The organism is Micromonospora pisi, from assembly GCF_003633685.1.
Taxonomy (GTDB): domain Bacteria; phylum Actinomycetota; class Actinomycetes; order Mycobacteriales; family Micromonosporaceae; genus Micromonospora_G; species Micromonospora_G pisi.
The window spans coordinates 149,171-173,048 of the sequence record NZ_RBKT01000001.1 but is presented as its reverse complement, the minus strand read 5'-3'; the positions used below and the strand labels follow the sequence as shown (position 1 = coordinate 173,048).

The window sequence follows — 23,878 nt, the reverse complement described above, 5'->3', positions numbered from 1 at the left end:
GGAAGTGGTCCGTAGAACGGAGGGTCCCGACAGCCTGATATCTTCGACTCGGTCCCGTCAAGACGTTGGCCGGAATGAGGGATCGACGAGGCTCAGCCTCCGACAGCGCGCCATATCCGAACCAACGTGGGAGGGCCGTTGCTCCACGACCGGCTCGACGAGCATGTTCTCGACTGGCGGGCGAAGGGGTTCTGGCAGCCCGGCCCGCCGGTGTCGGACACCGACTTCGCCGCCGCCGGCCACCACCTCTTCGGTGGTGCGGTCACCTGGCCGGTGCTGGTCGCCCGCGAATCCGCGCTCACGCACAACATCGCGACCATGGCCGCCTTCTGCTCCCGGCACGGCTTCTCGTTCGCGCCCCACGGCAAGACCACCATGGTGCCGTCCCTCTTCGACGCGCAACTGGCCGCCGGCGCCTGGGCCATCACCGTGGCCACCGCCAACCAGCTACTCGTCGCCCGCGCCTTCGGCGTGCCCCGCGCTCTTGTGGCCAACCAGATGCTGGACCCGGTGCCGCTACGCTGGCTCGCCAGCGAACTCGACCAGGGGTTCCAGGCACTGATCTTCGTCGACTCGGTCGCCGGGGTCGAGGCGATCTCAGAAGCACTCAAGGACCAACCGGGCCGGTCCTCCATCCCGGTCCTCGTCGAACTCGGCCACCCCGGAGGACGTACCGGCGGCCGCACCGTCGAGCAACTGGTTCAGGTCGCCGAGGCGGCCGCAGCCGCCCCCCGGGTACGACTCGACGGCGTCACCGCGTACGAGGGCGGCCTCTCCGCCGCCGACGCCGTCGCGACCTACCTGGACCAGGCCCGTACCGCCGTGCTGGAGTTGGCTCACCGGGGTCTGCTCGGGCCGGAGGTGATCGTCAGCGCCGGCGGCAGCGCCTGGTTCGACGTGGTGGCCGACCGGCTCGGCGGCGACTGGCTCCCCGGCCACCAGCTGCGGGTGGTCCTGCGCAGCGGCGCCTACATTACCCACGACCACGGCTTCTACGCCGACCGGACCCCGTTCGACCGGCTGCCCGAGGGCGACTCCCTCGAAGGCGCGCTCGAACTCTGGGCGCAGGTCACCTCCACCCCGGAACCCGGCCTGGCGATCGTCGGCATGGGCAAGCGCGACGCGCCGTACGACGAGGGTCTGCCGGTGCCGCTGCGGATCCGCCGGGCCTCCGGCGCGCTCGACCCGGTCGGTGGGATGAGGGTGACCCGGCTCAACGACCACCACACCTTTCTCGAGGTGCCGTCCGATGTGGAGTTGGGGACGGGCGACCTGATCTGCTTCGGCATCTCCCACCCCTGCACCGCGTTCGACAAGTGGCGGTCCATCCCGGTCGTCGACGACAACCAGATCATCGTGGACGTGCTGCACACGTACTTCTAAACGGTGTGTCGCAGGTTCGAATCCTGCCGGGGGCACCTCGAGGATCAGCAAAGATGTCATCTGACCAGCGTGAATGCTCTCCGGTCGCGTTGTGGACGCTGCGTACCCGCTCCCTGCTGGCTCCCGAGTTGCCAGGGCCAACCCGCCTGCTGGGTCAGAGTTCGACTCAACAGAACGCCGTGACGACCGGGAGCATGGTGGCCGCCGTCGAGGTCGGGGCGGTCAGCTGCCGCGCCGCTTCGGGGCTTGCCACCGATGTCGTGGTCCAGGTACTCGGTGCCCCGACCGCAGACAGCGAGCGCCGACCAAAGGCCGGCGCTCCCACGCTCGTCCGGTCAGTCCCCAACGAACCACAGATAATGGTGAGATCGCTCCCTGACCATGGCGCAGAGCCTCCGGATCTCACCCCTGCTCTCCTCACTCAGCACACTGCCGTCTGGTAGGCGATCCAGTTCGTCCACCAGCATCGGGACCTGCCGCTGATTGAAGACGGTGTCCAAGTACGCGCAAACGCCGCTCAGCAGCGGATATGCGGACCTGTCGAGGTCGATGAACTCTCGAGTCCAGTCGAAGCCGCGATCACCCCGCGCCACCATCTCCCCAAGCTCGGTCCGCACTTGAAGATCAATCACAGGATCAGCCTAAGCGATACCCCTGTACCTGGCCCGCTGCCAAGCTGCCGCGCCGATACACGGTTGTTACTGGATTTCGTGGTCCACGTGTCCCGCGACCCGGCGCGACGCCCGAAGGTCGGGCGGGGAGCCGTACGGCGCCGGCCGCCGCGCCGTGCCAGCAGGTACAGGCACCATGCCCTCACCGACGACCAGGCACTTCGGGCAGATCAGGTCAGGGGGGCACGCAGCACGCTGGCAATCTTGGCCGGATCCCAGCGCCGGGCGCGGCACGGCCCGCATTGGCCCCGGTGCGCGTCACTCGGCCGTCTCCTCGCGGCGCGCGACAGCGAACACGAAGCAGGCGATTGCGCAGACCGAGCCCGACATCAGCAGAGACCATCCAGTGCCTGCGGTGACGGCAGCACCCATGACGACGACGCCGAGCGTGGCGCCAACCTGGCGTACGGCGTTGAGCAGACCGCCCACCGCACCGGCCGTGCCCGCCGGGGCGACGCCGACAAGGGCCGCGACCAGCGCAGGCAAGGCGTAGGAGACGCCGAAGCCGGTCATCAGCAGGCCCACCGCGAGCCATAGGTAGCCGCCGTCGGCGAAGACCACGGCTGCCAGCACGGCACCTCCAGCCGCCAGCAGGGCCAAACCGGCCAGGATCGGACGGCGAGGACCCACCCGTGCCACGATCTTGCCCGTGAACGGCGGATTGGCCGCGAAGGGAACCGTCAGCGGCAGGAACGCCAGCCCGGTCTGCAGCGGGTCCAGGTGCCGCTCCTGCTGCAACAGCAGTGGCAGCACGAACAGACCCCCGGTCAACGCGAAGTTCACCGCCGCAGCGGCCAGCAGCCCAGCCCGCACCCGGCCTGACCGCAGCAGAGCCCGGTTCAGGACCGGCGCCTGGCTGTGGCGCTCCAGGCCGAGGAACACCAGCACCGACACCCCAAACCCCACCGACGACCACGCGGCGTGGGCCCACGCCTGCGAACCGGCAGCGATCAATGCGTCCGTGAAGAGGGCCAGCGCTGCGGCGGCTGCCAACTGGGCGGGCCAGTCGATCCGGCGGTCACCGCGCTGGCAGGCCACCGCCCGGCCCAGCGTCAGCGCCAGCACTGCCAAACCGATGGGCACGTTGACCAGGAAAATCGACCGCCATCCGGCCGCGCCGACCAGTGCGCCGCCTGCGATCGGACCGGCCGCAACGGCCGCACCGCTGATCGCGGCCCAAGTCGAGACCGCGCGCGCCCGTGCCGCCGGTTCTGGATAGAGATGGGCGATCATCGCCATCGAGGCGGGCACGCACGCTGCGGCGGCGACCCCCGAGATCGCACGCAGGAGGACCAGGGCCCACAGCCCCGGGGCGAACGCACTGAGCAAGGACGCGAGCGTGAAGACCGCGATGCCGGCCCGGAAGAGCCGCTCGGCACCGAAGCGGTCCGCCGCCGCCCCCGCCGACAGCAGCAACGCGGCGAATGCCACGGTGTAGCCGGCGGTCGCCCACTGCAACCCGGCCATCGAGGTGCGGAGAGACGACGCCAGATCGGGCTCGGCGACCGACAGCACCGTCATGTCCAGCAGCACCATGAAGTAGCCCAGCGAAATGCCCGTCAGGGCACTGGAGCGCCCCTGCGGCGGACGGTGATTCGCCTGTGCTGGTGCAGATGAATTCAAAAGCGTCATAGCTGGGACAGCTCCCCGAAGACGACAGTGGGAAGGACGCCACCACTGTGCGTTTTGGCAGGCCAACGCTCCACCGCCACAGCCGCACGACGCGTTCGGAATTTCCGAACGCCCCGGGATGTTGCTCCGCGCGTGGAGCTACGCCAACTCAGGACCTTCGAGGCAGTCGTCCAGCACCGAACCGTGGCCGACGCCGCCGTCGCGCTCGACCTCGCGCCCTCGTCCGTCTCCCAGCAGATCCGGACCCTCGAAGGAACACTCGGCGTGACCCTGTTCGTCCGCGGCCCCAAGGGAATGCAGCTGACCCCCGCCGGACAACGCCTACAGAGATGGGCACGATCACTGCTCGACCAGGCCAAGCAGGCCACCCGCGACGTCAGAGGCGAACGGCAACTGCTGCGGCTCGGCGCACTGGAAACCCTCGCCGGTTCCTACGTGCCCCAGGTGTTCGCCCGATTCGCCGAACGCCGGCCCGACATCGACCTCGAAATCCACGCCGAAAGCGCCCGCGACGGCCTCCTCGCCGACGTGATCGAGGGACGACTCGAAGCCGCCCTGCTGCTGGACTCCGGCGACAACGTCGGCGGACTCGGCTTCCCCGCCCCCGCCGAACCGCTCACCTTCATCGACCTCGACCCGGTTCCCCTCGTACTGGTATCCGCACCTGCCCACCCGCTCGCCGCCCGAGCCGCACTGACCACCGATGACCTCAAGCACGAGCGGCTCCTGGTCAACGTGCCAGAGTGCTCGTTCTGGATGGCCGGGGACAAGATCCTCGGCTCCGGTCCCAAACGGATCAAAGTCGGAGGCGTCCCGGTGATGCGCGCATGGGCGGAGCACGGACTCGGAATCTCGCTGCTACCCAGGTTCGCGGTCGCCGACAGTCTCCGCTCCGGCGCGCTGATCCAGCTCGACCTTCCCCTCCCGGATCTCAGCCTGCGGCTGATCTGGCGAGAAGACCAGGAGTCGTTGCCTGGCATGCGCGACATCTTGTACGCGCAGCCCGCCCCTGAACACCAGACCTCGCCGAGCCACCGGGGAGACCTGCGCCGGCTGCTGTTGGTGCGGGTCAGGGCCGTTCGAGTGGCTCAGGTCGAGGCGGCTTTTGACTGGCCGGCGTTCAGGGACCGAGCAACAACACAGTGGACACCAGCCGAAGTACGCCCAAACGGCAAGAACATCAAGGGCGATGGTCCGTACGCCTGCCCAGCCCGGTCGATGCGGTCGGTCGAGCGGAGTTCAACGATCGGAATCAACAGCTCCAGTCTCCCCAGCGCCAGACCTTCCACGTGGCCCTGGGCCTACCGTGATACTCGCAGCCGGTGCTGCCACCGCCTGTGCTGGCCGTGTCGCCTGTGCCGTCGCCGCCCGACTGGCTCTCCCACGGCTGCTGGACGTAGCAGAGGCCTGTCTGGCCCGAGCCGGGCTTTCCGTTCGGCGGCTCGCCGATCGCGTCGATGAGCGTGTGCGATCCGTAGAAGCGAGCATCGCCGGCATCGTCCGGTCCGAGCAGTGAGCTGTTCCACTTTTCCACGTAGTTGTCGCGCGCCTTCCCGACCTGGTCGTAGGCGTGCCACATGTCGACGTTCACGGGATTGGCGTCCGCGCCGTCCGGCGCGGCCAGCGCCGCCTCTTTGTAGCTGGAGTGTGGGAGCGAGATGAGCGCGTCGGCGATGGCCTGCCCGGGATCGAACGCCTCGACCTCAGCCCACAGTGCATCAGCCTGGAGCTTTCGCTTGGTGTTGTCGAGCGCGACGCCGTTCTTGTACTCGGTCCTGCGTAGGTCGCTGATCCGGTCGCTCTTCGCCTGAAGCTGAATGAACGTCTCGGCGTAGGTGGTGCACCACTGGGCCGGCGTCATCTTGTGCCCGGTCGGCAGTACCAACGCCGATGGCGCAGGCGGGGGCTTGGGCCGGGTTGGCGCGGCTGGTGCCGACCACGTTGGCATTGGCGTGAGCGTGAGTGTGGGAGCAGCAGACTGTTCGGACTGGGAGAACGCCCGGCCGCAACAGAGAATGAGGCCGAGTGCCGCGATACCGACCACCCAGGCTTTCGTTTTAGCCAAGAAATTTCCTTTGCGCCGTTTTCTTCCAGCCCATTCGAGGCTCGGGGATGCTAGCGCAGCTCAGCTGGTACTCGATCTTCGGCCGGCCCGGTGGCCGTCAGCCGTGGACGGGGCCTTTCCGCGTTCTGCTGTCCGGGTTGGTCGCCGCCCCCCCGGGTTATCGGAGTCACCGAGCCCAGAGGATGAACCGGTCGTACGGGTCGGCCCGGTTCTGGCCGGGCCCTGCTGAAGCGGTCACGTCGCGGCGCTGGCTGAACCGACGCAGTGGTCCGGGCAGCCCCAGCATCGAGGTCGTCCCGTTTCCGTCCCCTGTGGCGGCACTTCCCGCCCCCTCGTCAGCTTCGACTGCCGAGGGGGCGGAAAAGGTTCGCTACCAGTCGAGGGGACGGTCGGCGAGGCGGGCGGCGTACCAGGAGCGGATCGCGTCGTACGTCTCCGTGGGCAGTGGCAGCTGCGCGGCGGCGATGCTCGCCCGCAGTTGCGCCACGGACTTGCTGCCCGGGATGACGGTGGAGACCGCGTCGTAGCCGAGCAGGAAGCGCAGCGCGCCCTCGAAGAGGCTCACCCCCTCGGGCAGCAGCGCGCGCAGGTCGTCGACGAGTGCCGCGCGCAGTGCCACGTCCTCGCGTGACCAGCGGTCCCGTACGTCGGTGAAGACGCTCTGCGCGTCGTACCGGCCGGAGAGCCAGCCGGACTCCAACGGCACCTTGATGATGGTGCCGACGCCGCGCTCGTGCGCCCGTCCCATCGCCTCCCATGGTTCCTGGTAGAGCGCGGAGAGGCGTACCTCGAGCGCGTTCGAGTCGCTCGTGGTCAGTACGGTGTCGATGTCGGCGCCCCAGTCCACCGAGGTCCCGTACGCGCGGATGACGCCCTTGTCCTGGAGTCGTTGCAGGACCTGGTAGTGGTCGCTGCGGGTGCCGTCGAGGATCTCCGGTGGCGGGTTGTGCAGGACGACGATGTCGACGTGGTCGACGTTCATCCGGCGGGCGCTCTGTTCGATCGACTCCTCGATGGCGTCGGAGCCCCAGTTGGGGCTGCCGTCGGGGAAGTAGCCGACCTTGGTGCAGATGATGGTCTCGTCGCGGCGGCGTCCGGTCAGCGCCCGACCGATGTTGCGTTCGCTGGTCCCGTCCGCGTAGCCCGGCGCCGTGTCGATCAGGTTGACGCCCGCGTCGAGCGCGGTGTGGACGATCCGGACCGCTTCGTCCGGGTCGGGTCCGTCGTGCCACTGCGCCGACCGGCCGAGCTGCCATGCCCCCAGCCCGATCGCGCTTACCCGTAGGCCGGTGGTGCCGAACATCCTGGTCTGCATCATCGAGTTCCCCTCAGCCCGGTGATTGCGGCGGCCCGGTGTGGCGGCCGGCCACCGACGTCACGACAGCGTATCGACAACCCTGGAGTCCCGTGGCCCGGCCGAACTCGCCCGCGTCGAGGTGCTTCGATCGCGGCCCGCGCCCGGCAACCCTTGACCACAGGTGAAACGTCCGCTTAACGTCTACCTCACGAACGTCGATGAAACGTTTCAGCCTGGGGGTGTTCCGTGCCCGAACACGATCGCCCAGACCGGCCGTTGCTGGCCCTGACCGGAGCGAGCAAGTCCTTCGGCGCGGTCGACGCCCTGCGGGACGTCTCGCTGGACCTTCACCCGGGCGAGGTCCACGCGCTCGTAGGGGAGAACGGCGCGGGCAAGTCCACTCTGGTGAAGATCCTGGCCGGGGTGCACCAGCCGGACGAGGGCGTACTCACGCTTGACGGTGATCGGCTGTCGCTGACCGGCCCGGCGGGCGCGCGCGCCGCCGGCATCGCGGTCATCTACCAGGAACCGACGCTCTTCCCCGACCTCTCCGTGGCCGAGAACATCTTCATGGGCCGTCAACCCTTGCGCTCGCTGCGACGGATCGACGGCAGGCTGATGCGGCATCAGGCGGAGGAGCTCTTCGCCCGGCTCGGCGTACACCTCGACCCGGATCGGCCCGCACGTGGACTCTCCATCGCCGACCAGCAGCTTGTGGAGATCGCCAAGGCGCTGTCGTTCGACGCCCGGGTGCTGGTGATGGACGAGCCGACGGCGGCACTCTCCGGAGTGGAGGTCGAGCGCCTGTTCAGCGTGGTCCGATCACTGCGCGACGCCGGTGCCGCGATCCTGTTCATCTCCCACCGCTTCGACGAGGTGTTCGCACTCTGCCAGCGGATAACGGTGATGCGGGACGGTCGCCGGGTCTCCACCGACCCGGCCGGCGAGCTCGACGTCGCGGAACTGGTCCGGCGGATGGTCGGACGGGAGATCTCCCAACTGTTTCCGAAGACCGAGTCGTCACCCGGCGAGGTGGTCCTCGACGTGCGCGGCCTAACCCGGCACGGCGTCTTCGACGAGGTCAGCTTCCAGGTACGGTCCGGCGAGATCGTCGCCCTCGCCGGGCTGGTCGGCGCCGGGCGCAGCGAGGTGGTTCGGGCGGTGTTCGGCGTCGACCGGTACGACGCGGGTGAGGTGTCCGTCGGCGGCGTACGGGTGCCGGGCGGCCGTCCCTCGGCGGCCATCGCCGTCGGAATGGCACTGGTCCCCGAGGACCGCCGTCAGCAGGGCCTGGTCATGGAGCTGTCGATCGAGCGGAACGCCACCCTGACCCGACGCTGGTCGCTGTCCCGCTACGGCCTGCTCGGCCCGGGGGTCGAGCGGCGGGCCGCCGCGCAGTGGCTGCGGCGCCTCCAGGTCAAGGCGGGCCGGTCGACCGACCCGGTCTCCACCCTCTCGGGCGGGAACCAGCAGAAGGTGGTCCTGGCCAAGTGGCTCTCCACCACACCGAAGCTGCTGATCGTCGACGAGCCGACGCGGGGCATCGACGTCGGCACCAAGGCGGAGGTGCATCGACTCATGTCGCAGCTCGCCGCCGAGGGCGTGGCCGTGGTGATGGTCTCCAGCGAACTCCCGGAGGTGTTGGGCATGGCGGACCGGGTGCTGGTCATGCACGAGGGCCGGTTGGTACGGGAGATCTCCCGCGCGGACGCCGACGAGGAGTCGGTGATGCTCGCCGCGACCGGCCAGGCGTCGCCCGGATCGGAGCCGGCCCGATGACGACGACGGTCAGCACCGGCCCGGCGGCGGGCGGGGTCCCGGCGCCCCCGACCAGCGGCGGCGACCCGGTACGCGGGGTCAACCGGCTGTTCGCCGTACGTGAACTGGGCATCGGGCTCGCGCTGGTGCTGTTGATCGCGATCACCACCGTGGTGAACCCGCGCTTCCTGTCCGGGCAGAGCCGCAAGGACCTGATGCTCGGCGCGACCATCCTGGTCGTGCTCGCCGTCGGGCAGACGATCGTCATCATCACCCGCAACGTCGACCTCTCCGTCGGCTCCATCCTCGGCCTGGCCGCCTTCGCCACCGGCAAGCTGTTCCTGGCCGTACCCGGAGCGCCGATCGCGGTGGCGCTGCTCGCCGGGATCGCCCTGGGCGCGCTCTGCGGCATCGTCAACGGCGCGCTGATCGCGGTCGCCCGGGTCCCGGCCCTCGTCGTGACCCTCGGCACCCTCTACGTCTTCCGGGGCCTCGACTTCTCCTGGGCCGCCGGTCAGCAGATCAACGCCGCCGACCTGCCGACGAACTTCAAGAACATGGGCACCGCGACCGTGCTGACCGTACCGGTGCTCGCCCTGTTCGCCGTGGCGGTGCTGCTGCTGGCCGGCTTCTACCTGCGCTCGTACCGAGGTGGTCGGGAGCTCTACGCGATCGGATCGGACCCCGCCGCGGCCCGCCTGCACGGCATCCCGGTCGGCCGCCGGGTTTTCGGCGCGCTCGTGGTCAGCGGTGCGCTGGCGGGGCTCGCCGGTGTGCTGTACGCGGCCCGGTTCGGCACCCTCGACGCCGCGGCCGGCACCGGGATCGAACTGCAGGTGGTCGCGGCGGTGGTGGTCGGCGGGGTGGCCATCTTCGGCGGCAGCGGCTCGGTGTACGGCGCGGCACTGGGCGCACTTCTGCTCAGCACCATCGGCGGCGCGCTGCCGGTGCTGCGGGTGGCCCCCTTCTGGCAGCAGACGGTGGTCGGCGCGCTGATCCTCGCCGCGATCGGTCTGGACCGGGCACTCGCCGCGCGGGTGGCCCGGCGACTACGAGGAAGGAAGGCCCGTGACGCCTGACCAGACGGGCCGGTCCGGCGGCCGCCTCTCCGCCCTGGGCAGCTGGGACGTCGTGGTGATCGTCGTCCTGATTGCCGTGATCATCGGTTCGTCGGTCCTGGTCGAGGGATTCGCCAGCCCACGGTTCTGGGGATTCCTGCTGCTCGACGTTTTCCCGATCGCGCTGATCGCGCTGCCGATGACCCTGGTGGTCATCACCGGCGAGATCGACCTCTCGGTGGCGAGCGTGCTCGGTCTCTCCAGCGCGGTCATGGGCCAACTGTGGTTCCTCGGCCTTCCGCTGCCGCTGATCCTCCCGCTGGTGGTGCTGCTCGGCGCGCTCCTCGGCGCGGTGAACGGCCTCTTCGTCGCCGGCTTCGGCCTGCCGTCGCTGGCGGTGACGATCGGCACCCTCGCGCTGTACCGGGGGCTGGCCTACGTGGTGCTCGGTGACCGGGCGGTGGCCGACTTCCCGTTCGACTGGACCGGCAACGCCATCGCGGCCCTGCCCGGCACGACCGTACCGTGGGTGTCCCTGGTCGTCGGCGGCCTGGCGCTCGCCTTCGGCCTGGTGCTGCACGCCACCCCGGTCGGGCGAAGCCTGTACGCCATGGGCAACAGCGACCAGGCGGCCGTCTTCGCCGGCATCTCGGTCGCCCGGACCAAATTCTGGCTCTTCGTCCTCACCGGCGCGGTCTCGGCGTTGGCCGGTCTCTTCTGGACCCTGCGGTACGCCAGCGCCCGCGCCGACAACGGATCGGGTCTCGAACTCTCCGTCGTCGCCGCCGTGCTGCTCGGCGGCGTCTCCATCTTCGGCGGTCGGGGAACCCTGGTCGGCGTGGTCGCGGGGGTGCTGCTGCTGACGACCCTGCGCAACGCGCTTCAGTTGGCCGACGTCCCGGCCGACACGCTGACCGTGGTCACCGGCACCCTGTTGATCATCTCGGTGGTCGGACCGAACCTGGCCGGAATGCTCCGGGCCCGGTTGCGCCGCCGCCGACCCCGCGCGTCACCGGTGGCGGGCTGACCGCCCGACCACGCACCACCCTGGCTCGACCACCGACCCGCCACCGATCAGCCTTATGTCCAGGAAGGAAAGAGCCATGAGAGGTACGCGGACCACACCCCTGCGCCTCGGCGCGTCCGTTCTCGCGCTGGCGGCACTGCTGGTGAGCGGCTCGGCGTGTGCCAGCGACGAGGGCGACACCCCGTCCGGCGGCTCGAACGCCGCAGCCGGTGGCGCCATCAGGGCCGGACTGAAGGTCGCGTTCCTGCCGAAGCAGGTGAACAACCCGTACTTCACCGTCTCCGACAACGGCGGAAAGGCCGCGGTCGCCGAGTTCAAGGGTGAGTACAAGGAGGTCGGCCCCTCCGAGGCGAGCGCCTCGTCCCAGGTCAGCTACCTGAACACGCTCACCCAGCAGGGCAGCGACGTGATCGCCGTCTCGGCGAACGACCCGAACGCGATCTGCGGGGCCGTCAACCAGGCCCGACAGGGCGGCGCGAAGGTGGTGACCTTCGACTCGGACACGAACAAGGACTGCCGGGACCTCTTCGTCAACCAGGTCACCGGCCAGGGCATCGCCGAGAACCAGATCAAGCTGATCTCGGACGCGATCGGCGGCGAAGGGAAGATCGCCGTCCTCTCGGCGACCGCGAACGCGACGAACCAGAACGCCTGGATCGAGCTGATGAGGACCGAACTGAAGAAACCCGCGTACGCCAAGATCGAGCTGGTGACCGTGGTCTACGGCAACGACGACGACCAGAAGTCGTTCCAGGAGACCCAGGGCCTGCTGGCGTCGTACCCGGATCTGAAGGGGATCGTCTCGCCCACCACGGTCGGCGTCGCGGCGGCCGCCCGCTACCTGTCGACCTCGCAGTACAAGGGCAAGGTGGCGCTGACCGGGCTGGGCACACCGAACCAGATGCGCGAGTTCGTCACCGACGGGACGGTGCGCAGCTTTGCGCTCTGGAACCCGGCCGACCTGGGCTACCTCGCCGCGTACGCCGGGGCCGCCCTCGCCTCCGGGATGATCAGTGGCAAGGAGGGGGAGACGTTCACGGCCGGGAAGCTCGGCGAGTACACCATCCAGGCCGACGGGGTAATCGTCCTCGGCCCGCCGACCGTCTTCGACGCCGCGAACATCGGACAGTTTGACTTCTGAGCGGTCCAGTTCGGAGTGTTCGGTCAGGCGCTCTGGACACCTCCATTCGACGGACACCTCCGTTCGATGCCTTCCCTACGGCTGGGAGGCAGAGGCGATGGTCCCCTCCCAGGAGGGGACCATCGGCCTGTTCGGGTGGGACCCCGGCACCGCCGTGGTCGACACCCCCTTGGTCGGCTAGCCTGCCGCCGTGACTGATGACGCCGCCACCACCAGAGCTGCCGACCGCCGTTGGTTCCGTCGTCCCGCCACGGTCGCCGCCGTCTGCGTCGTCGGACTCGGTCTGTGGGCCGGGATAGCGGTATTCGGCGGGGATGATCGTGAGATCCGGATGGAGGTCACGTCCACCTCCGGTGAGGTCGAGGCCATCAACTGGCGGGGCCCGGACGACAACAACAAGACGCACGAGGTGTCCGATTCAGGGGAGCCGATCGAGACGCCCTGGAGTGAGCGCATCGAGGTGGCCTCGGAGCGGGGCGTCATCGTACTCACCGCCTTGGCGCCGCTGGGAGCCACCGCGACCTGCCGGCTACTCGTCGGCGACAAGGTCTTGGCCGAAGAGAGCGGACGACCGATCGCCAGCTGCATGGTCACCCCGCAGCGGGCCTTCCCCGCCTCCTGATTCGACCCGCCCGCCACACTCAGGTCGGTCTGATCGCCCCGCCGGTGGTCGGGTCGTCGTGGAGTCGGCGGGCTTCGTGGGCCAGGTGGTCGAGGGTCGCCTACGATGACCGACCGTCGATGGCGATGACGGGCGGTCAGCGTACGGACCGTGCCCGCAGGTGGGCGCGTTCGCCCTGACGACCGAAGAGGCTGAGCACCTCGACCGGTTCGGCGTCGGCACTGCCGAACCAGTGCGGCACCCGGGTGTCGAACTCGGCGGCCTCACCGGGGCCGAGCGTCAGATCCTGGTCGCCGAGGAGCAACCGGAGTTGTCCGCTGAGGACGTAGATCCACTCGTAGCCCTCGTGGGTCTTCTGTTCCGGCGTGTGCCGGCTGGCCGAGATGATCAACTTGTATGCCTGTACGCCCCCGGCGCGGCGGGTCAGCGGCATCATGGTCATCCCGTCACGGATCACCGGACGTAGGTGCACCCGGGGGTCCCCGGTAGGTGGCGCGTCGACCAGTTCGTCGATCTGCACCCCGTACGCCCGGGCCAGCGGCAACAGCAGCTCCAGGGTTGGTCGGCGCTGGCCGGATTCCAGCCGGGACAGGGTCGAGATCGAGATGCCGGTGGTCGCGGAGAGTTCGGTCAGGGTGATGTCGCGTTGCCGGCGCAGCGTCCGGAGTCGGGGTCCGACCGCGTCGAGCACGCTCTCCAGGTTGTCGTCCACCGCACCAGTTTGCCATAACGGCAACAATGTTTGCGGGTCTAGGGGTGATGGACGCATCGTTGCCGTGGAGGTGGTCGCGATGACCCAGGAACAGAATCGGGAACAGGACCAGGAACGGGTTCAGGCGCCGGCCGAGCGTTTGACGCGGGGGTTCGACGTGGCGGTGATCGGCGGTGGTGCCGCCGGTCTGAGCGGGGCGGTGACCCTGGGGCGGGCACGTCGCTCGGTGATCGTGATCGACGCGGGCTCACCCCGTAACGCCCCGGCCGAGGGCGTGCACGGCTGGCTGACCCGGGATGGGATCAGCCCGGCCGAGTTGGTCGAAACCGGTCGCAAGGAGGTCGACCAGTACGGCGGCGTCCTGCACCACGGCGAAGCCCGCAGCGCGCGCCGTACGCCGGACGGGTTCGAGGTGGTCCTCGCCGACGGCACCGTCGTCGCCGCCCGTCGGCTGCTGGTCACCACCGGCCTGGTCGACGAACTCCCGGACATCCCCGGGCTCCGGCAACGCTGGGGGCGGGACGTGATCCACTGCCCGTACTGCCACGGGTGGGAGGTCCGGGACCAGCCCGTCGGCATCCTCGGCACCGGACCGTGGGCCGTCCACCAGGCGCTGTTGTTCCGGCAGTGGACCTCCGACCTCGTCCTGTTCACGCACACCGCGCCGCCGCTCACCGACGAGCAGGCCGAGCAGTTGGCCGCCCGGGACATCCGGGTCGTCACCGGCCCGGTCGACGCGCTCGACGTCGTCGACGACCAACTGACCGGGGTGGTCCTCGCCGACGGCACGGTGGTGGCCCGCCGGGCGCTGGTGGTGCTGTCGCGGCTGGTGGCCTCGTCCGGGGTGCTCGCCACGCTCGGGCTCCAGACCACCGCCGATCCGCGTGGTGTCGGCGAGTTCGTGGCCGCCGACCCGACCGGGCTGACCGAGGTGCCGGGGGTGTGGGTCGCCGGCAACGTCACCGACCTGGTCGCGCAGGTTGTCACCGCCGCCTCGGGCGGCGTCCTCGCGGGCGCCGCGATCAACGCCGACCTGATCGCCGAGGAGACCGAGCGGGCGGTGGAGGCCCACCGGAAACGGAACGCGGCCGAACCGGAGGCGGCGCCGACGGACGCCGCTCCGATGCACCGCCACCACCATGCCCACAAACAGGCTGACGAGGTGGTCCTGTTCACCCAGGAGTTCTGGGACGAGCGCTACCGGTCCGCCGACCGGATCTGGAGTGGGAACGCCAACCCACACCTGGTCGATGTCACCACCGAACTCAGCCCGGCGACGGCACTGGACGTCGGCTGCGGCGAGGGGGCGGACGTGGTCTGGCTCGCCTCCCGGGGATGGCAGGTCACCGGGGTCGACATCTCCCGGGTGGCGTTGGACCGGGCGGCCGCGCAGGCCACCGCCGCCGGGAGCCAGATCGCGGACCGGATCACCCTGCAACAGGCCGACCTGCTCTCCTGGGGACCCGAACCGCTCCGGTACGACCTGGTGTCGGCCCAGTTCATCCACCTGCCCCGGCTGGAACTGGAGGCGCTGCACCGCCGCCTGGCGGCGGCCGTACGCCCCGGCGGGACGCTGCTCATCGTCGGTCACCACCCGTCCGACCTGGAGACCACGATCGGGCGGCCGAACCTTCCCGAGCTGATGTTCACGGCCGAACAGGTGGCGGCTGTCCTGGACCCGCAGGACTGGGAGATCGAAGCCACGGCGCCGCCACGGCAGGTGACCGATCCCGAGGGACGGTCGATCACCATCCGGGACGCGGTCCTGCGCGCGGTCCGTCGCCGCTGACCGGTCGCCGGGGAGACGCGTTCAGCGTACGCGGTGGGGGTGTGGGGCCGGGGTCGCCCGCGCCCCCATCGCTCGTCGATCCGGGCAAGGCGCCAGATCGCCAGCGCGACGATCCACACCTGGTGTCCGGCTAGCCGAGCACCTGCTCACCGATCCACCCGCCGGGGGCGCAACCCGGTGGGATGGCGAAGACGGCGGAACCGATCGGGGTTATCCACTCGTTGAACAGGTCCCGCTCCGCGAGCCGGCGTTGGATCGGCAGGAACTGCCGTTCGACATCCGCCTGGTACGAGGCGAAGACCAGCCCACTGTCGGCACGCCCCGCCGCGTCCGGAACACCGTCGTAGTTGTACGGCCGACGGAGGATCTTCGACCGGTCGTCGGGAACCTGCGCCAGGCTGATGTGGGCGAAGTCCGGGATGACGGTGAAGCCGAGTTCGTCGGTGGCGGCGAAGTCGGGCAGGTCCTCCTCCACCTCGCCGGTGAGCGGGGCACCGGTCTCGAGTCGCCGGCCGATCGCGAACTCCTTGTCGGAGCGGCCGAGCTGGTCCCAGGTCTCCAACTCGGCCCGGATCCGGCGTACGACCAGCGTGCTGCTGTCGCGCAGCCAGGGCGGGCCGTCCGGCACCCAGACGGCCTGCTCGAACGCGGTGGTGCCGGGTTTCGGATTGGCGGTGCCGTCGAGCTGTCCGAGGATGTTGCGTTGGGTCTGTGGTCGGTCCTGGATGCCGTGACCGCGCCGGAACCCCTGCTGCACCCAGCGGACAGTGCCGAACGGGCGCGTGTCCTTGACGATCATCCGTTGGGTGTGCGCCACGGTGAGCGGATCGTCGGCGCAGATCTGGACCAGGAGGTCGCCGCCGGACCAGCCCGGTTCCAGCCGGTCGATGGTGAACGGTGGCAGGTCGGCGATCGACACCGGGCGGCGGTCGTCCAGGCCGGCGGCCCGGTACAGCCCGGCCCCGAAACCGAAGGTGACGGTGAGCCGGGCGGGCAGGAAGGCGAGTTCCCGCTCGGTGTCGGCCAGGGCCGGCTGGCCCTGGGTGAGCCGCGCGGCGTCGTCGGTGAGCAGCCGCATCAGCCGGACCAGCGCCGCCCGGTCGGTCTCCCGACGCAGGGTGAACGCGACGAACGAGGCGTGCGCCTGCGGGTGGGTGGCGATCCCGGCCTGTCGCCGACCGTGGAACGGCTCGGTGACCGTACCGGCCTGCGGCCCGGTGAGGACACCGACGGTCGGAGCGGGCCGGTCGTCATGGACGGTGGCGGCGACGGCACCACCACCAGTGAGCGCGCCACCGACGGCGATGGCCCCGCCGGTGAGCAGTCGACGTCTGCTCACCGGCGCCGGGTCGGAATCTCCGGTCATGTCGCCGGGCTCGCGCTCGGACCGCTGCCGGGGTGCGGGTCGTAGCTCTCGCCGGCCCCGGTGAACGGCTTGGCGATCGCGGTGAACTCGGCCGTCCGACCGTCGGCGAAGGTCAGGGTGAAGGTGACCTCGTCGCCGGGCTGCACCGGCTCGGCGAGCGCCATCAACATGAGATGGTCGCCGCTCGGTTCGAGGGTGTGGGTGCTTTTCGCCTTGACGGTGATGCCGTCGGCCTTGGGCCGCATGAGCATCTTGCCGTCCTTCATGGTCATCTCGTGCAGTTCCATCGGCGACACCGACGAGGTGGCGCTCACGATGGTGGCATCGGTGCCGCTGTCGTTGACCAGGACACCGAACGCGGCGGTCATCCCGCTCTGCGCGGCCTTGACCCAGGGATCGCGTACGTGGAAGACGCTCGCCACGGCGGTGCTGGGGTGGGCTTCGGGCCCGGGCCGCGAGGGCGACGGGTCGGTCGCGCCGCAGCCGGCCGCGGTGCCGAGCACCAGAGCGCCGACCATCAGGGCGCCGATCGCCGGCAGAAGGACCGTCCGGATGGGGCGGAGCCGGGTACGTCGCGGCACGGTTGTTCTCACTCTGGCCTCCCAGTGGCTGGTTTCGCTCGTTAGTCGTCACCACCTCGCGCCCAGTTCCCGGGAAGCCTGTGTCCCCTGTGCCGTGGTCACCGTTGTTGTGACCAGGCCCGCCAGAGCGCGGCGTAGGCACCGTCCCCACGTCCGATCAGCTCCTCGTGGGTTCCGGCGTCGATCACCCGACCGTCCTCCAGCACGATGATCCGGTCGGCGCCGACGGCCTGGGTGAGGCGGTGGGCGACCATCAGGGCGGTACGCCCGCGCAGTGCGCGTTCGGCTGCCCGTTCCAGCACCCGCGCCCCGGCACTGCCGGCGTCGGCGGTCGCCTCGTCGAGGATCACCACCCGGGGGTCGGCCAGCACCACCCGGGCCAACGCCAACTGCTGCGCCTGGGTCACGCTGAGCTGGTGACCGCCGTCGCCGACCACGGTCGCCAGCCCTTCCGGCAGCCCGAGCGCCCATTCCAGCGCCTCCACCTCGGCGAGGGCGGCGCGCAGCTCGTCCTCGGTGGCGTCCGGTCGGGCCAGCCGCAGGTCGTCGGCGAGCGGGCCGGCGAAGACGTGCACCTCCTGGGTGACCACGGCGACCGTACGGCGACGATGTTCGGGTGGCAGTTCGGCGACCTCCACACCGCCGAGCATGATGCTGCCCGAGGTGGGGCGGTGGACGCCGGCGACGAGCTGGGCCAGGGTGGTCTTGCCGGCCCCGCTCGCCCCGACCAGCGCCACCCGCTGTCCGGCCTCGATCTCGAGCGTCACCCCGGACAGCACCCGGTTGCCGGGCAGGTAGGCGTACTCGATGTCGACCGCCTTCACCGAGGCGTCCACTGCGGCCGGGCGGTCCGGGGCGTCGACCGGGGCCGGCAGCTGGGTCACCCCGACCAGCCGGGCCAGGCTCGCCGTCGCCACCTGGGCGTCGTCGACCAGGCGCAGGGCGGAGTTGACCGGGCCGAAGAGGTTGTGGAAGTAGAGGGTGGCGGCGGCGGTCGTACCGATCGTGACCGCGCCCGCGTCGGTGAGCAGGAAGCCGGTGACCAGCACCGCCGACAGCCCGACGAACTCCGCCAGGTTGAGCCGGGCGTAGAACCGGGTGATCAGGCGTACCGCACGCAGGGCGAGGTCGACCGCGCCCTGGGAGCGCGTCGTCACCTGGTCCAGGTGCCGCTGTTCCAGACGGAGGGCGCGGACGGTGGCGGCGCCACCGATGCTTTCCAGCAGTTGCTGCTGCTGGGCGCCGACAGCCAGTCGCTGCGCCGGGTAGAGCGGCCGGCTGCGGCGCAGGTACCAACGTACGGTGTGCCACTGGATCGGGGCGGCCAGCAGAGCCGCGAGCAGGAACCGGGGGTCGAGTACGGCGAGACCGGCCAGGGTCAGCCCGATCACGAGTACCGAACGGACCAGTTCCGGTAGCGCCCCGCGGACCGCCTCGGCGATCGCGGTGACGTCGTTGGTGACCCGGGAGGTGAGGTCGCCGGCCCCGGCCTGCTCCAGTTGCCCCAGTGGCAGGTGCAGCGCCCGGTCGACGAACCGTTCACGCAGGTCCGCCAGCATCCCCTCGCCGAGACGGGCGATCATGCCGACTCCGATCGCGGTGCTGACCGCGTGGGCGAGCGCGATGGCGACCAGCGCGATCGCCGGTACGGTGAGCGTGCCGACGGTGCCACCCCGGGTGACCAGGTCGACGATGTGGCCGAGCAGTGGCGGGGTGAGCAGCCCGATCGCGGTCGCGCCGGCCAGTACGCCGAGCGAGCCGACCGCCAGGGCGCGGCGTCCGCGCAGCAGTCGCCGCACCGCGGCGGTGGTCTGCGCCGGGCTGGCGATCGGTAGCACCTGCGGAGTCACTGGTCTCCCTTGTCGACGCGCTCGACGCCGGGTTGTCGCGAGCGGGCGGGCGGATGGGCGGCGGACAGCCGGGCGGGGTCAGGCCAGCACGGTGGCGCGGTAGCGCTCGTGGCCGCGTACCAGATCGGCGTGACGGCCGGTGACCGGATCCCGGTCGCCGTCGAGCAGCACCACCCGGTCGGTGACCGCGAGCAGCGCCGGGCTGCTGGTCACCAGGATGGTGGTACGCCCCTCGCGCAGCTGGCGCAGGCTGGTGGCGATCCGGGCCTCGGTGGCGGTGTCGACGGCGGTGGTGGGTTCGTGGACCACCAGCACCGGCGGCTCGGCGTGCAACGCGCGGGCCAGCGCGATCCGTTGCCGCTGACCGCCGGAGAGCGAATGGCCACGCTCGCTGACCGGGGTCCCCAACCCGTCGGGGAGCACCCGGGCGACCTGGTCGACCGTGGTGGCGGTGAGGACCGTCTCCAGTGGACCCTCGCTGTTGCCGGCGGCGGTGACGTTCTCCCGTACGGTGCCGGCGAAGAGCACCGCGTCGTGGCTGGCGGTGAGCATCGCGGTGCGGACCCGAGCCGGGTCCAGGTCGGTCAGCGCCACACCGTCCAACGTGATCGTGCCGGTTTCCGGATCGGCCTCGCGGGCCAGGCAACGTACCAGCGCCGAGGCGGCGGCCGGGTCCGGGGCGACCACGCCGAGCAGTTCGCCGGGGGAGACCCGGAGCGTACTGATCCGTAGTGGACCGTCGGTGACGTTGTCGAAGCGCAGTTCGCCCCGGACCGGATCGGCCAGGTCGACGGTGCCGGGGTGGACGGCCGGCGCGGCGGCGTGCACTGCCGCGACCCGGGCGGCGGAGGCCCTGGCCTGGGCCAGTTCGGCGTTGACCCAGCTCAGCGTCGACAGCGGGTTGAGCAGGAAGAGCGCGAGGCCGACCGCGGCGATCAGTTCGCCGATGGTGATGTCGCCCTGGATGGCGAGGCGGGCACCGAGCAGCGCGACGGCGGTGATGAAGGCACCGGTGACGGCGATCAGTGCCCCGTCGTGCCAGGCCTGTGCTCGCGCCGCGCGCAAGGTCGCGGCGAGCGAACGGCGGTTGATCAGCCGGTAGCGGGCCGAGGCGGCCTGTTCGGCGCCGATTCCCTTGAGGATGCGTAATCCGCTGACCAGGTCGGCGGCGACTCCGGAGGCGTGTGCGGCGTTCTCCTGTTCGGCTTCGCTGCGCCGTTGCAGCGGGCCGCCGAGCAGGTGCGCGATCCAGAGCACCGGTGGCGCGCCGAGCAGGATGAGCAGTCCCAGCGGTACGGAGGTGTGCAGCAGGACGACCGCGGTGGTGACCAGTGCGGCCAGTGCCGCCGCGCCCGCGGTGAGCGCCATGTTCACCGCCCCGACCCGGCTGGCGTCGCTGGTGGCGATGTTCACCAGTGCCCCGGGCAGGTGGCCGCGTTCGACCCCGCCGTACGGGGCGAGGACCCGTGCGGTCAGTTCGCGGCGGATCCGGTGGGCCGCCTGTTCGGCCGCGCGTTCGCCGGCCCGCGCGGCGAACCGGAAGCTGGTGGAGAGGCCGGCGAAGACCAGGCCGAGTACGACCAGCCAGCGCACCAGGGCGGTGGTCGAACCGGTCGCCACGGCCTGGTCCACCACCACGCCGATGATCACCGGGACCAGAGCCTCGCCCGCCTGGTGTCCGACGGCGAGCAGGCTGCCGAGGGCGACGTACCGGCCCTGGCCGGTGACCGCCCGTCGCAGCACCTGTCGGCCGGTTGGTGGGGCGGTTGCCGGTGCCGGCGTGGCCGGGGGGCCGGGTCGGGTCGGCGTGGCCGTGGTCTGGGTGGTCACCTGATGCCCAGTGGTGCGGGGGCGGCGTGGTGGTGCCGGCCCATCGGGATGATCATGGGAGTGCCGGTGACCGGGTCGAGGCTGACCTGGCAGTCCAGGTCGAAGACCTGTTCGACCAGGTCCGTCGTGATGACCTCGGCCGGGCTGCCCTGGCGGACGATCCGCCCCGACTTCATCGCGATCAGGTGGTCGGCGTACCGGCTGGCCTGGTTGAGGTCGTGCAGCACCATCACCACGGTGCGGTTCTCCTGTCGGTTCAGGTCGACGATCAGGTCGAGTACGTCGATCTGGTGCGCCAGGTCGAGGAAGGTCGTCGGTTCGTCGAGCAGCAGCACCGGGGTCTCCTGGGCGATCGCCATCGCGATCCAGGCCCGCTGCCGTTGACCGCCGGAGAGTTCGTCGACCGGTCGGTGCGCGTGCTCCAGCATGTTGGTCGCGGTCAGCGCGTCCGTCACGGCCTGTTCGTCCTGGCTGGACCACTGCCGCCACCAGGTCTGATGCGGGGCGCGGCCCCTGGTGACCAGGTCGATCACGGTGAGTCCGGCCGGTGCCACCGGCGACTGCGGCAGGATGCCGATCTTGCGGGCGACCTGTCGGGTGGGCATGGACCGGATCGACGCGCCGTCCAGCCGGACCGCGCCGGCGCGCGGGGTGAGCAGGCGGGCCAGGGCCTGCAACAGGGTCGACTTGCCGCACGCGTTGGCGCCGACGATCACCGTGATCCGTCCGGCCGGGATGGCCACCTCGAGGCCGTCGACGACGACGACCCCGTCATAGCCGAGGGTGAGGTCGCTCGCCCGCAGGTCGGGCAGACCGGCGGGGAACTCGCGCGTACGCGGTCCGGGCGGCGCCGAGGACGGGTCGGTCCGATGCGGTTGCGGGGGGCCGGGTGGGAGGTCGGTCACGGTTCGGCTGATCGGTTCAGCGGTCACGGGTCATCCTCCGGAGCCGGTTCGGTTGGCGCGGGCGAGGAGCCAGAGCAGGACCGGTGCGCCGAGCACTCCGGTCACCACTCCGACGGGCAGGTGGTCGTCGGGCAGCACGTGCCGTGCGATCAGGTCGCCGGTCACCACGACCAGGGCCCCGGTCAGGGCGGAGACCAGTGGTGGCGGGGTCGCCGAGGCGGTGAGGCGTAGGGCGATCTGCGGGGCGATCAGCGCGACGAACAGGATCGGTCCGGCCGCCGAGGTGCCGAACGCGGCCAGGCCGACGGCGGTCACCAGCAGCGCCAGCTGGGTACGGGCGACCGGCGTACCGAGGCCGGTGGCGATCGCGTCGCCGAGTTGCAGCGTACGGAGCCAGCGGCCGAGCAGCAGGGTGGCGGGGAGCAGCACCGCCATCGCGAGCGCGAGCGGGCGTACGTGCTGCCAGCCGCGTTCGTTGAGGCTGCCGACCAGCCAGCCGGCCGCCTTCTGGGCCTCGAACGGCATCGCCTTGGCCAGCAGGTAGTCGGTGGCGCTGGTGCACATCCAGGCGACCCCGATGCCGATCAGGACGATCCGGTATCCGGTCGCCCCGCGCCCCTGGGACAGCACGTACACCAGGAGTGCGGCGACCAGCGCCCCGAGCAGGCCGAGCACCTGGGTGCCGAGACCGGCGCCGAAGCCGAGCACGATGCCGGCGACCACGGCGGTCTGTGCACCGGCGATCACTCCGATCATGTCCGGGCTGGCCAGCGGGTTGCGGGTCATGGTCTGGAAGACCGCGCCGGAGATGCCGAAGGCGGCGCCGACGAGTAGGCCGACGAGGGCCCGGGGCAGACGGAGTTCCTGTACCACGAGCAGCGTTCCGGGGTCGCCGACGCCGAACAGGGCCGGCACCACCTCGGTCAGGGTCAGTGGATAGTCGCCGGTGGTGATGCCGAGGCAGAACACCGCGAAGGTGGCGAGCGCCAGGGCGGTGCCGACGGTGAGCGCGCGCAGCGACACGACGCCGGAGATCCGGGACCCGGCGAGCCGGAAGGTGGCCCGCCCACCGGTGGTGGAGAGTTCGACGAGGGCCATCAGAGTTCCGCCAGCCGGCGTCGCCGGACCAGGGCGATGAAGAACGGTGCCCCGAGGAAGGCCACGATCACGCCGACCTGGATCTCGCCGGGGCGGGCGACCACCCGGCCGGCGATGTCCGCGCCGAGCAGCAGGATAGGGGCCAGAACCAGGGTGTACGGCAGCAGCCAGCGGTAGTCCGGCCCGGTGATCATCCGAACCAGGTGCGGTACGACGAGTCCGACGAAGACGATCGGCCCGGTCACCGCGACCGTGGCGGCGGCGAGCACGGTGATCGCCGCCGCTCCACCGAGGCGGATCACGCCGACCCGCCGCCCGAGTGCGGTGGCCACCTGGTCACCGAGGGCGAGGCTGTTCAGGGCGGGCGCGAGGGCGAGCGCGGCGAGGATGCCGAGGACGAGGAAGGGCAGGACCCGCAGCAGGGTGCCCTGGTCCTGGCCGGCGAGGGAGCCGGCGGTCCAGAACCGGTAGCGGTCCAGCGCGAGCGGGCTGGCCAGCACCATGGCGCTGGTCAACGAGCCGAGCAGCAGGGTCACCCCGACCCCGGCCAGGGCGAGCTTCACCGGCGTGGCGCCACCTCGACCGACCCCGCCGAGCAGGTAGACGATGGCGCTGGCGAGCAGCGCGCCGAGGATGGCGAACCAGATGTAGCCGTACAGGCCGGTGAGGTGCAGCACGGCGCTGGCGGTGACGATGCCGAAGGCGGCGCCGGCGCTGACCCCGAGCAGTCCCGGGTCGGCGAGCGGGTTGCGGGTGAGCCCCTGCATGACGGCGCCGGCCAGGCCGATGGCGGCACCGGCGAGCAGGCCGAGGGCGGTGCGGGGCAGCCGTACCTCGCGCACGATCGCGAACACGTCCTCGGGTGTGCCTCCCGGGTCCACAAACGAGCGTACGACCTCGGACAGGGGTATCTGGCGGGCGCCGATCGCGATGGAGAGCAGGCAGACCAGGCCGAGTACCAGCAGGCCGGCGGTGAGCGCGACCAGATGGACGCGGCCGCGCCGGCGCGTGGTGGGGGGCCGGATCGGTGCGCTCACATGGTCTCCTCGTGCGGTTGCGTCGTCGTCGCGATCGACCCCGACATAGGTGAGAG

General features: G+C 70.8%; 19 protein-coding genes and 2 pseudogenes. 9 read left to right on the top strand and 12 right to left on the bottom strand.

Annotated elements, in window-relative coordinates; translation table 11 throughout:
* Nucleotides 1-126 precede the first annotated feature (126 nt).
* Nucleotides 127-1,383 carry an alanine racemase gene (locus BDK92_RS00730; RefSeq protein ID WP_246016697.1) on the top strand — a complete coding sequence of 419 codons (1,257 nt, stop codon included), beginning with the start codon at nt 127-129 and terminating at the stop codon, nt 1,381-1,383.
* A 335-nt stretch (nt 1,384-1,718) separates the two neighbouring features.
* Here the strand turns inward: BDK92_RS00730 and BDK92_RS00725 are convergent, their stop codons facing one another.
* Both BDK92_RS00725 and BDK92_RS00720 read right to left on the bottom strand, forming a co-directional pair.
* On the bottom strand, nt 1,719-2,015 hold the full coding sequence (locus BDK92_RS00725) for a hypothetical protein (RefSeq protein ID WP_147456868.1): 297 nt from the start codon (nt 2,013-2,015) through the stop codon (nt 1,719-1,721).
* Nucleotides 2,016-2,312: 297 nt separating this feature from the next.
* Nucleotides 2,313-3,686, bottom strand: a complete 1,374-nt coding sequence (locus tag BDK92_RS00720; protein ID WP_121153622.1) for an MFS transporter — start codon at nt 3,684-3,686, stop codon at nt 2,313-2,315.
* Nucleotides 3,687-3,713: 27 nt separating this feature from the next.
* Between BDK92_RS00720 and BDK92_RS41055 the strand changes: the two are divergent.
* Nucleotides 3,714-4,613, top strand: a pseudogene (locus tag BDK92_RS41055) (LysR family transcriptional regulator); the annotation flags it as partial.
* 325 nt (nt 4,614-4,938) lie between these two features.
* Here BDK92_RS41055 and BDK92_RS40015 read toward each other — a convergent pair.
* Nucleotides 4,939-5,547: a hypothetical protein gene (locus BDK92_RS40015; protein ID WP_170208432.1), complete on the bottom strand. Its 609-nt coding sequence runs from the start codon at nt 5,545-5,547 to the stop codon at nt 4,939-4,941.
* 574 nt (nt 5,548-6,121) lie between these two features.
* Nucleotides 6,122-7,069, bottom strand: coding sequence for an aldo/keto reductase (locus BDK92_RS00710; protein WP_211348990.1), 948 nt, complete (start codon nt 7,067-7,069; stop codon nt 6,122-6,124).
* 225 nt (nt 7,070-7,294) lie between these two features.
* Between BDK92_RS00710 and BDK92_RS00705 the strand changes: the two genes are divergently transcribed.
* The 5 genes from BDK92_RS00705 to BDK92_RS00685 all read left to right on the top strand — a co-directional run bounded on the left by BDK92_RS00705 (nt 7,295) and on the right by BDK92_RS00685 (nt 12,654).
* Nucleotides 7,295-8,827, top strand: a complete 1,533-nt coding sequence (locus BDK92_RS00705; protein ID WP_121153618.1) for a sugar ABC transporter ATP-binding protein — start codon at nt 7,295-7,297, stop codon at nt 8,825-8,827.
* Entirely contained in the window at nt 8,824-9,885 is a 1,062-nt protein-coding gene (locus tag BDK92_RS00700; RefSeq protein ID WP_121153616.1) for an ABC transporter permease, read from the top strand. The genes BDK92_RS00705 and BDK92_RS00700 overlap by 4 nt, the downstream gene beginning before the upstream one ends.
* Nucleotides 9,875-10,891, top strand: a complete 1,017-nt coding sequence (locus BDK92_RS00695; RefSeq protein ID WP_121153614.1) for an ABC transporter permease — start codon at nt 9,875-9,877, stop codon at nt 10,889-10,891. Before BDK92_RS00700 ends, BDK92_RS00695 begins: the two co-directional genes overlap by 11 nt.
* A gap of 76 nt (nt 10,892-10,967) precedes the next feature.
* Complete coding sequence (rhaS, locus tag BDK92_RS00690; RefSeq protein ID WP_121153612.1) at nt 10,968-12,032, top strand: rhamnose ABC transporter substrate-binding protein; 1,065 nt, start codon at nt 10,968-10,970, stop codon at nt 12,030-12,032.
* Nucleotides 12,033-12,222: 190 nt separating this feature from the next.
* Nucleotides 12,223-12,654: a hypothetical protein gene (locus BDK92_RS00685; RefSeq protein ID WP_121153611.1), complete on the top strand. Its 432-nt coding sequence runs from the start codon at nt 12,223-12,225 to the stop codon at nt 12,652-12,654.
* Between the two features lie 136 nt (nt 12,655-12,790).
* Here BDK92_RS00685 and BDK92_RS00680 read toward each other — a convergent pair whose 3' ends face one another.
* Complete coding sequence (locus tag BDK92_RS00680; protein ID WP_170208440.1) at nt 12,791-13,423, bottom strand: helix-turn-helix domain-containing protein; 633 nt, start codon at nt 13,421-13,423, stop codon at nt 12,791-12,793.
* A gap of 22 nt (nt 13,424-13,445) precedes the next feature.
* On the opposite strand from BDK92_RS00680, the pseudogene BDK92_RS40010 reads away from it, so the two are divergent.
* Nucleotides 13,446-14,441 (top strand): annotated as a pseudogene (locus BDK92_RS40010) (NAD(P)/FAD-dependent oxidoreductase); the annotation flags it as partial.
* A gap of 48 nt (nt 14,442-14,489) precedes the next feature.
* Nucleotides 14,490-15,155: a class I SAM-dependent methyltransferase gene (locus BDK92_RS40005; protein ID WP_246017465.1), complete on the top strand. Its 666-nt coding sequence runs from the start codon at nt 14,490-14,492 to the stop codon at nt 15,153-15,155.
* A 130-nt stretch (nt 15,156-15,285) separates the two neighbouring features.
* Here BDK92_RS40005 and BDK92_RS00670 read toward each other — a convergent pair whose 3' ends face one another.
* The 7 genes from BDK92_RS00670 to BDK92_RS00640 form a co-directional block, all read right to left on the bottom strand.
* Entirely contained in the window at nt 15,286-16,521 is a 1,236-nt protein-coding gene (locus BDK92_RS00670; RefSeq protein ID WP_121153607.1) for a Dyp-type peroxidase, read from the bottom strand.
* Nucleotides 16,518-17,039, bottom strand: a complete 522-nt coding sequence (locus BDK92_RS00665; protein ID WP_121161424.1) for a copper chaperone PCu(A)C — start codon at nt 17,037-17,039, stop codon at nt 16,518-16,520. Before BDK92_RS00665 ends, BDK92_RS00670 begins: the two co-directional genes overlap by 4 nt.
* Before the next feature lie 161 nt (nt 17,040-17,200).
* On the bottom strand, nt 17,201-18,952 hold the full coding sequence (locus BDK92_RS00660; protein ID WP_121153605.1) for an ABC transporter ATP-binding protein: 1,752 nt from the start codon (nt 18,950-18,952) through the stop codon (nt 17,201-17,203).
* A 78-nt stretch (nt 18,953-19,030) separates the two neighbouring features.
* Nucleotides 19,031-20,782, bottom strand: a complete 1,752-nt coding sequence (locus tag BDK92_RS00655; RefSeq protein WP_246016693.1) for an ABC transporter ATP-binding protein — start codon at nt 20,780-20,782, stop codon at nt 19,031-19,033.
* Nucleotides 20,779-21,714: an ABC transporter ATP-binding protein gene (locus tag BDK92_RS00650; protein ID WP_121153603.1), complete on the bottom strand. Its 936-nt coding sequence runs from the start codon at nt 21,712-21,714 to the stop codon at nt 20,779-20,781. Before BDK92_RS00650 ends, BDK92_RS00655 begins: the two co-directional genes overlap by 4 nt.
* A gap of 3 nt (nt 21,715-21,717) precedes the next feature.
* On the bottom strand, nt 21,718-22,785 hold the full coding sequence (locus tag BDK92_RS00645) for a FecCD family ABC transporter permease (RefSeq protein WP_121153601.1): 1,068 nt from the start codon (nt 22,783-22,785) through the stop codon (nt 21,718-21,720).
* Nucleotides 22,785-23,822, bottom strand: a complete 1,038-nt coding sequence (locus BDK92_RS00640; protein ID WP_121153599.1) for a FecCD family ABC transporter permease — start codon at nt 23,820-23,822, stop codon at nt 22,785-22,787. The genes BDK92_RS00645 and BDK92_RS00640 overlap by 1 nt, the downstream gene beginning before the upstream one ends.
* Nucleotides 23,823-23,878 lie beyond the last annotated feature (56 nt).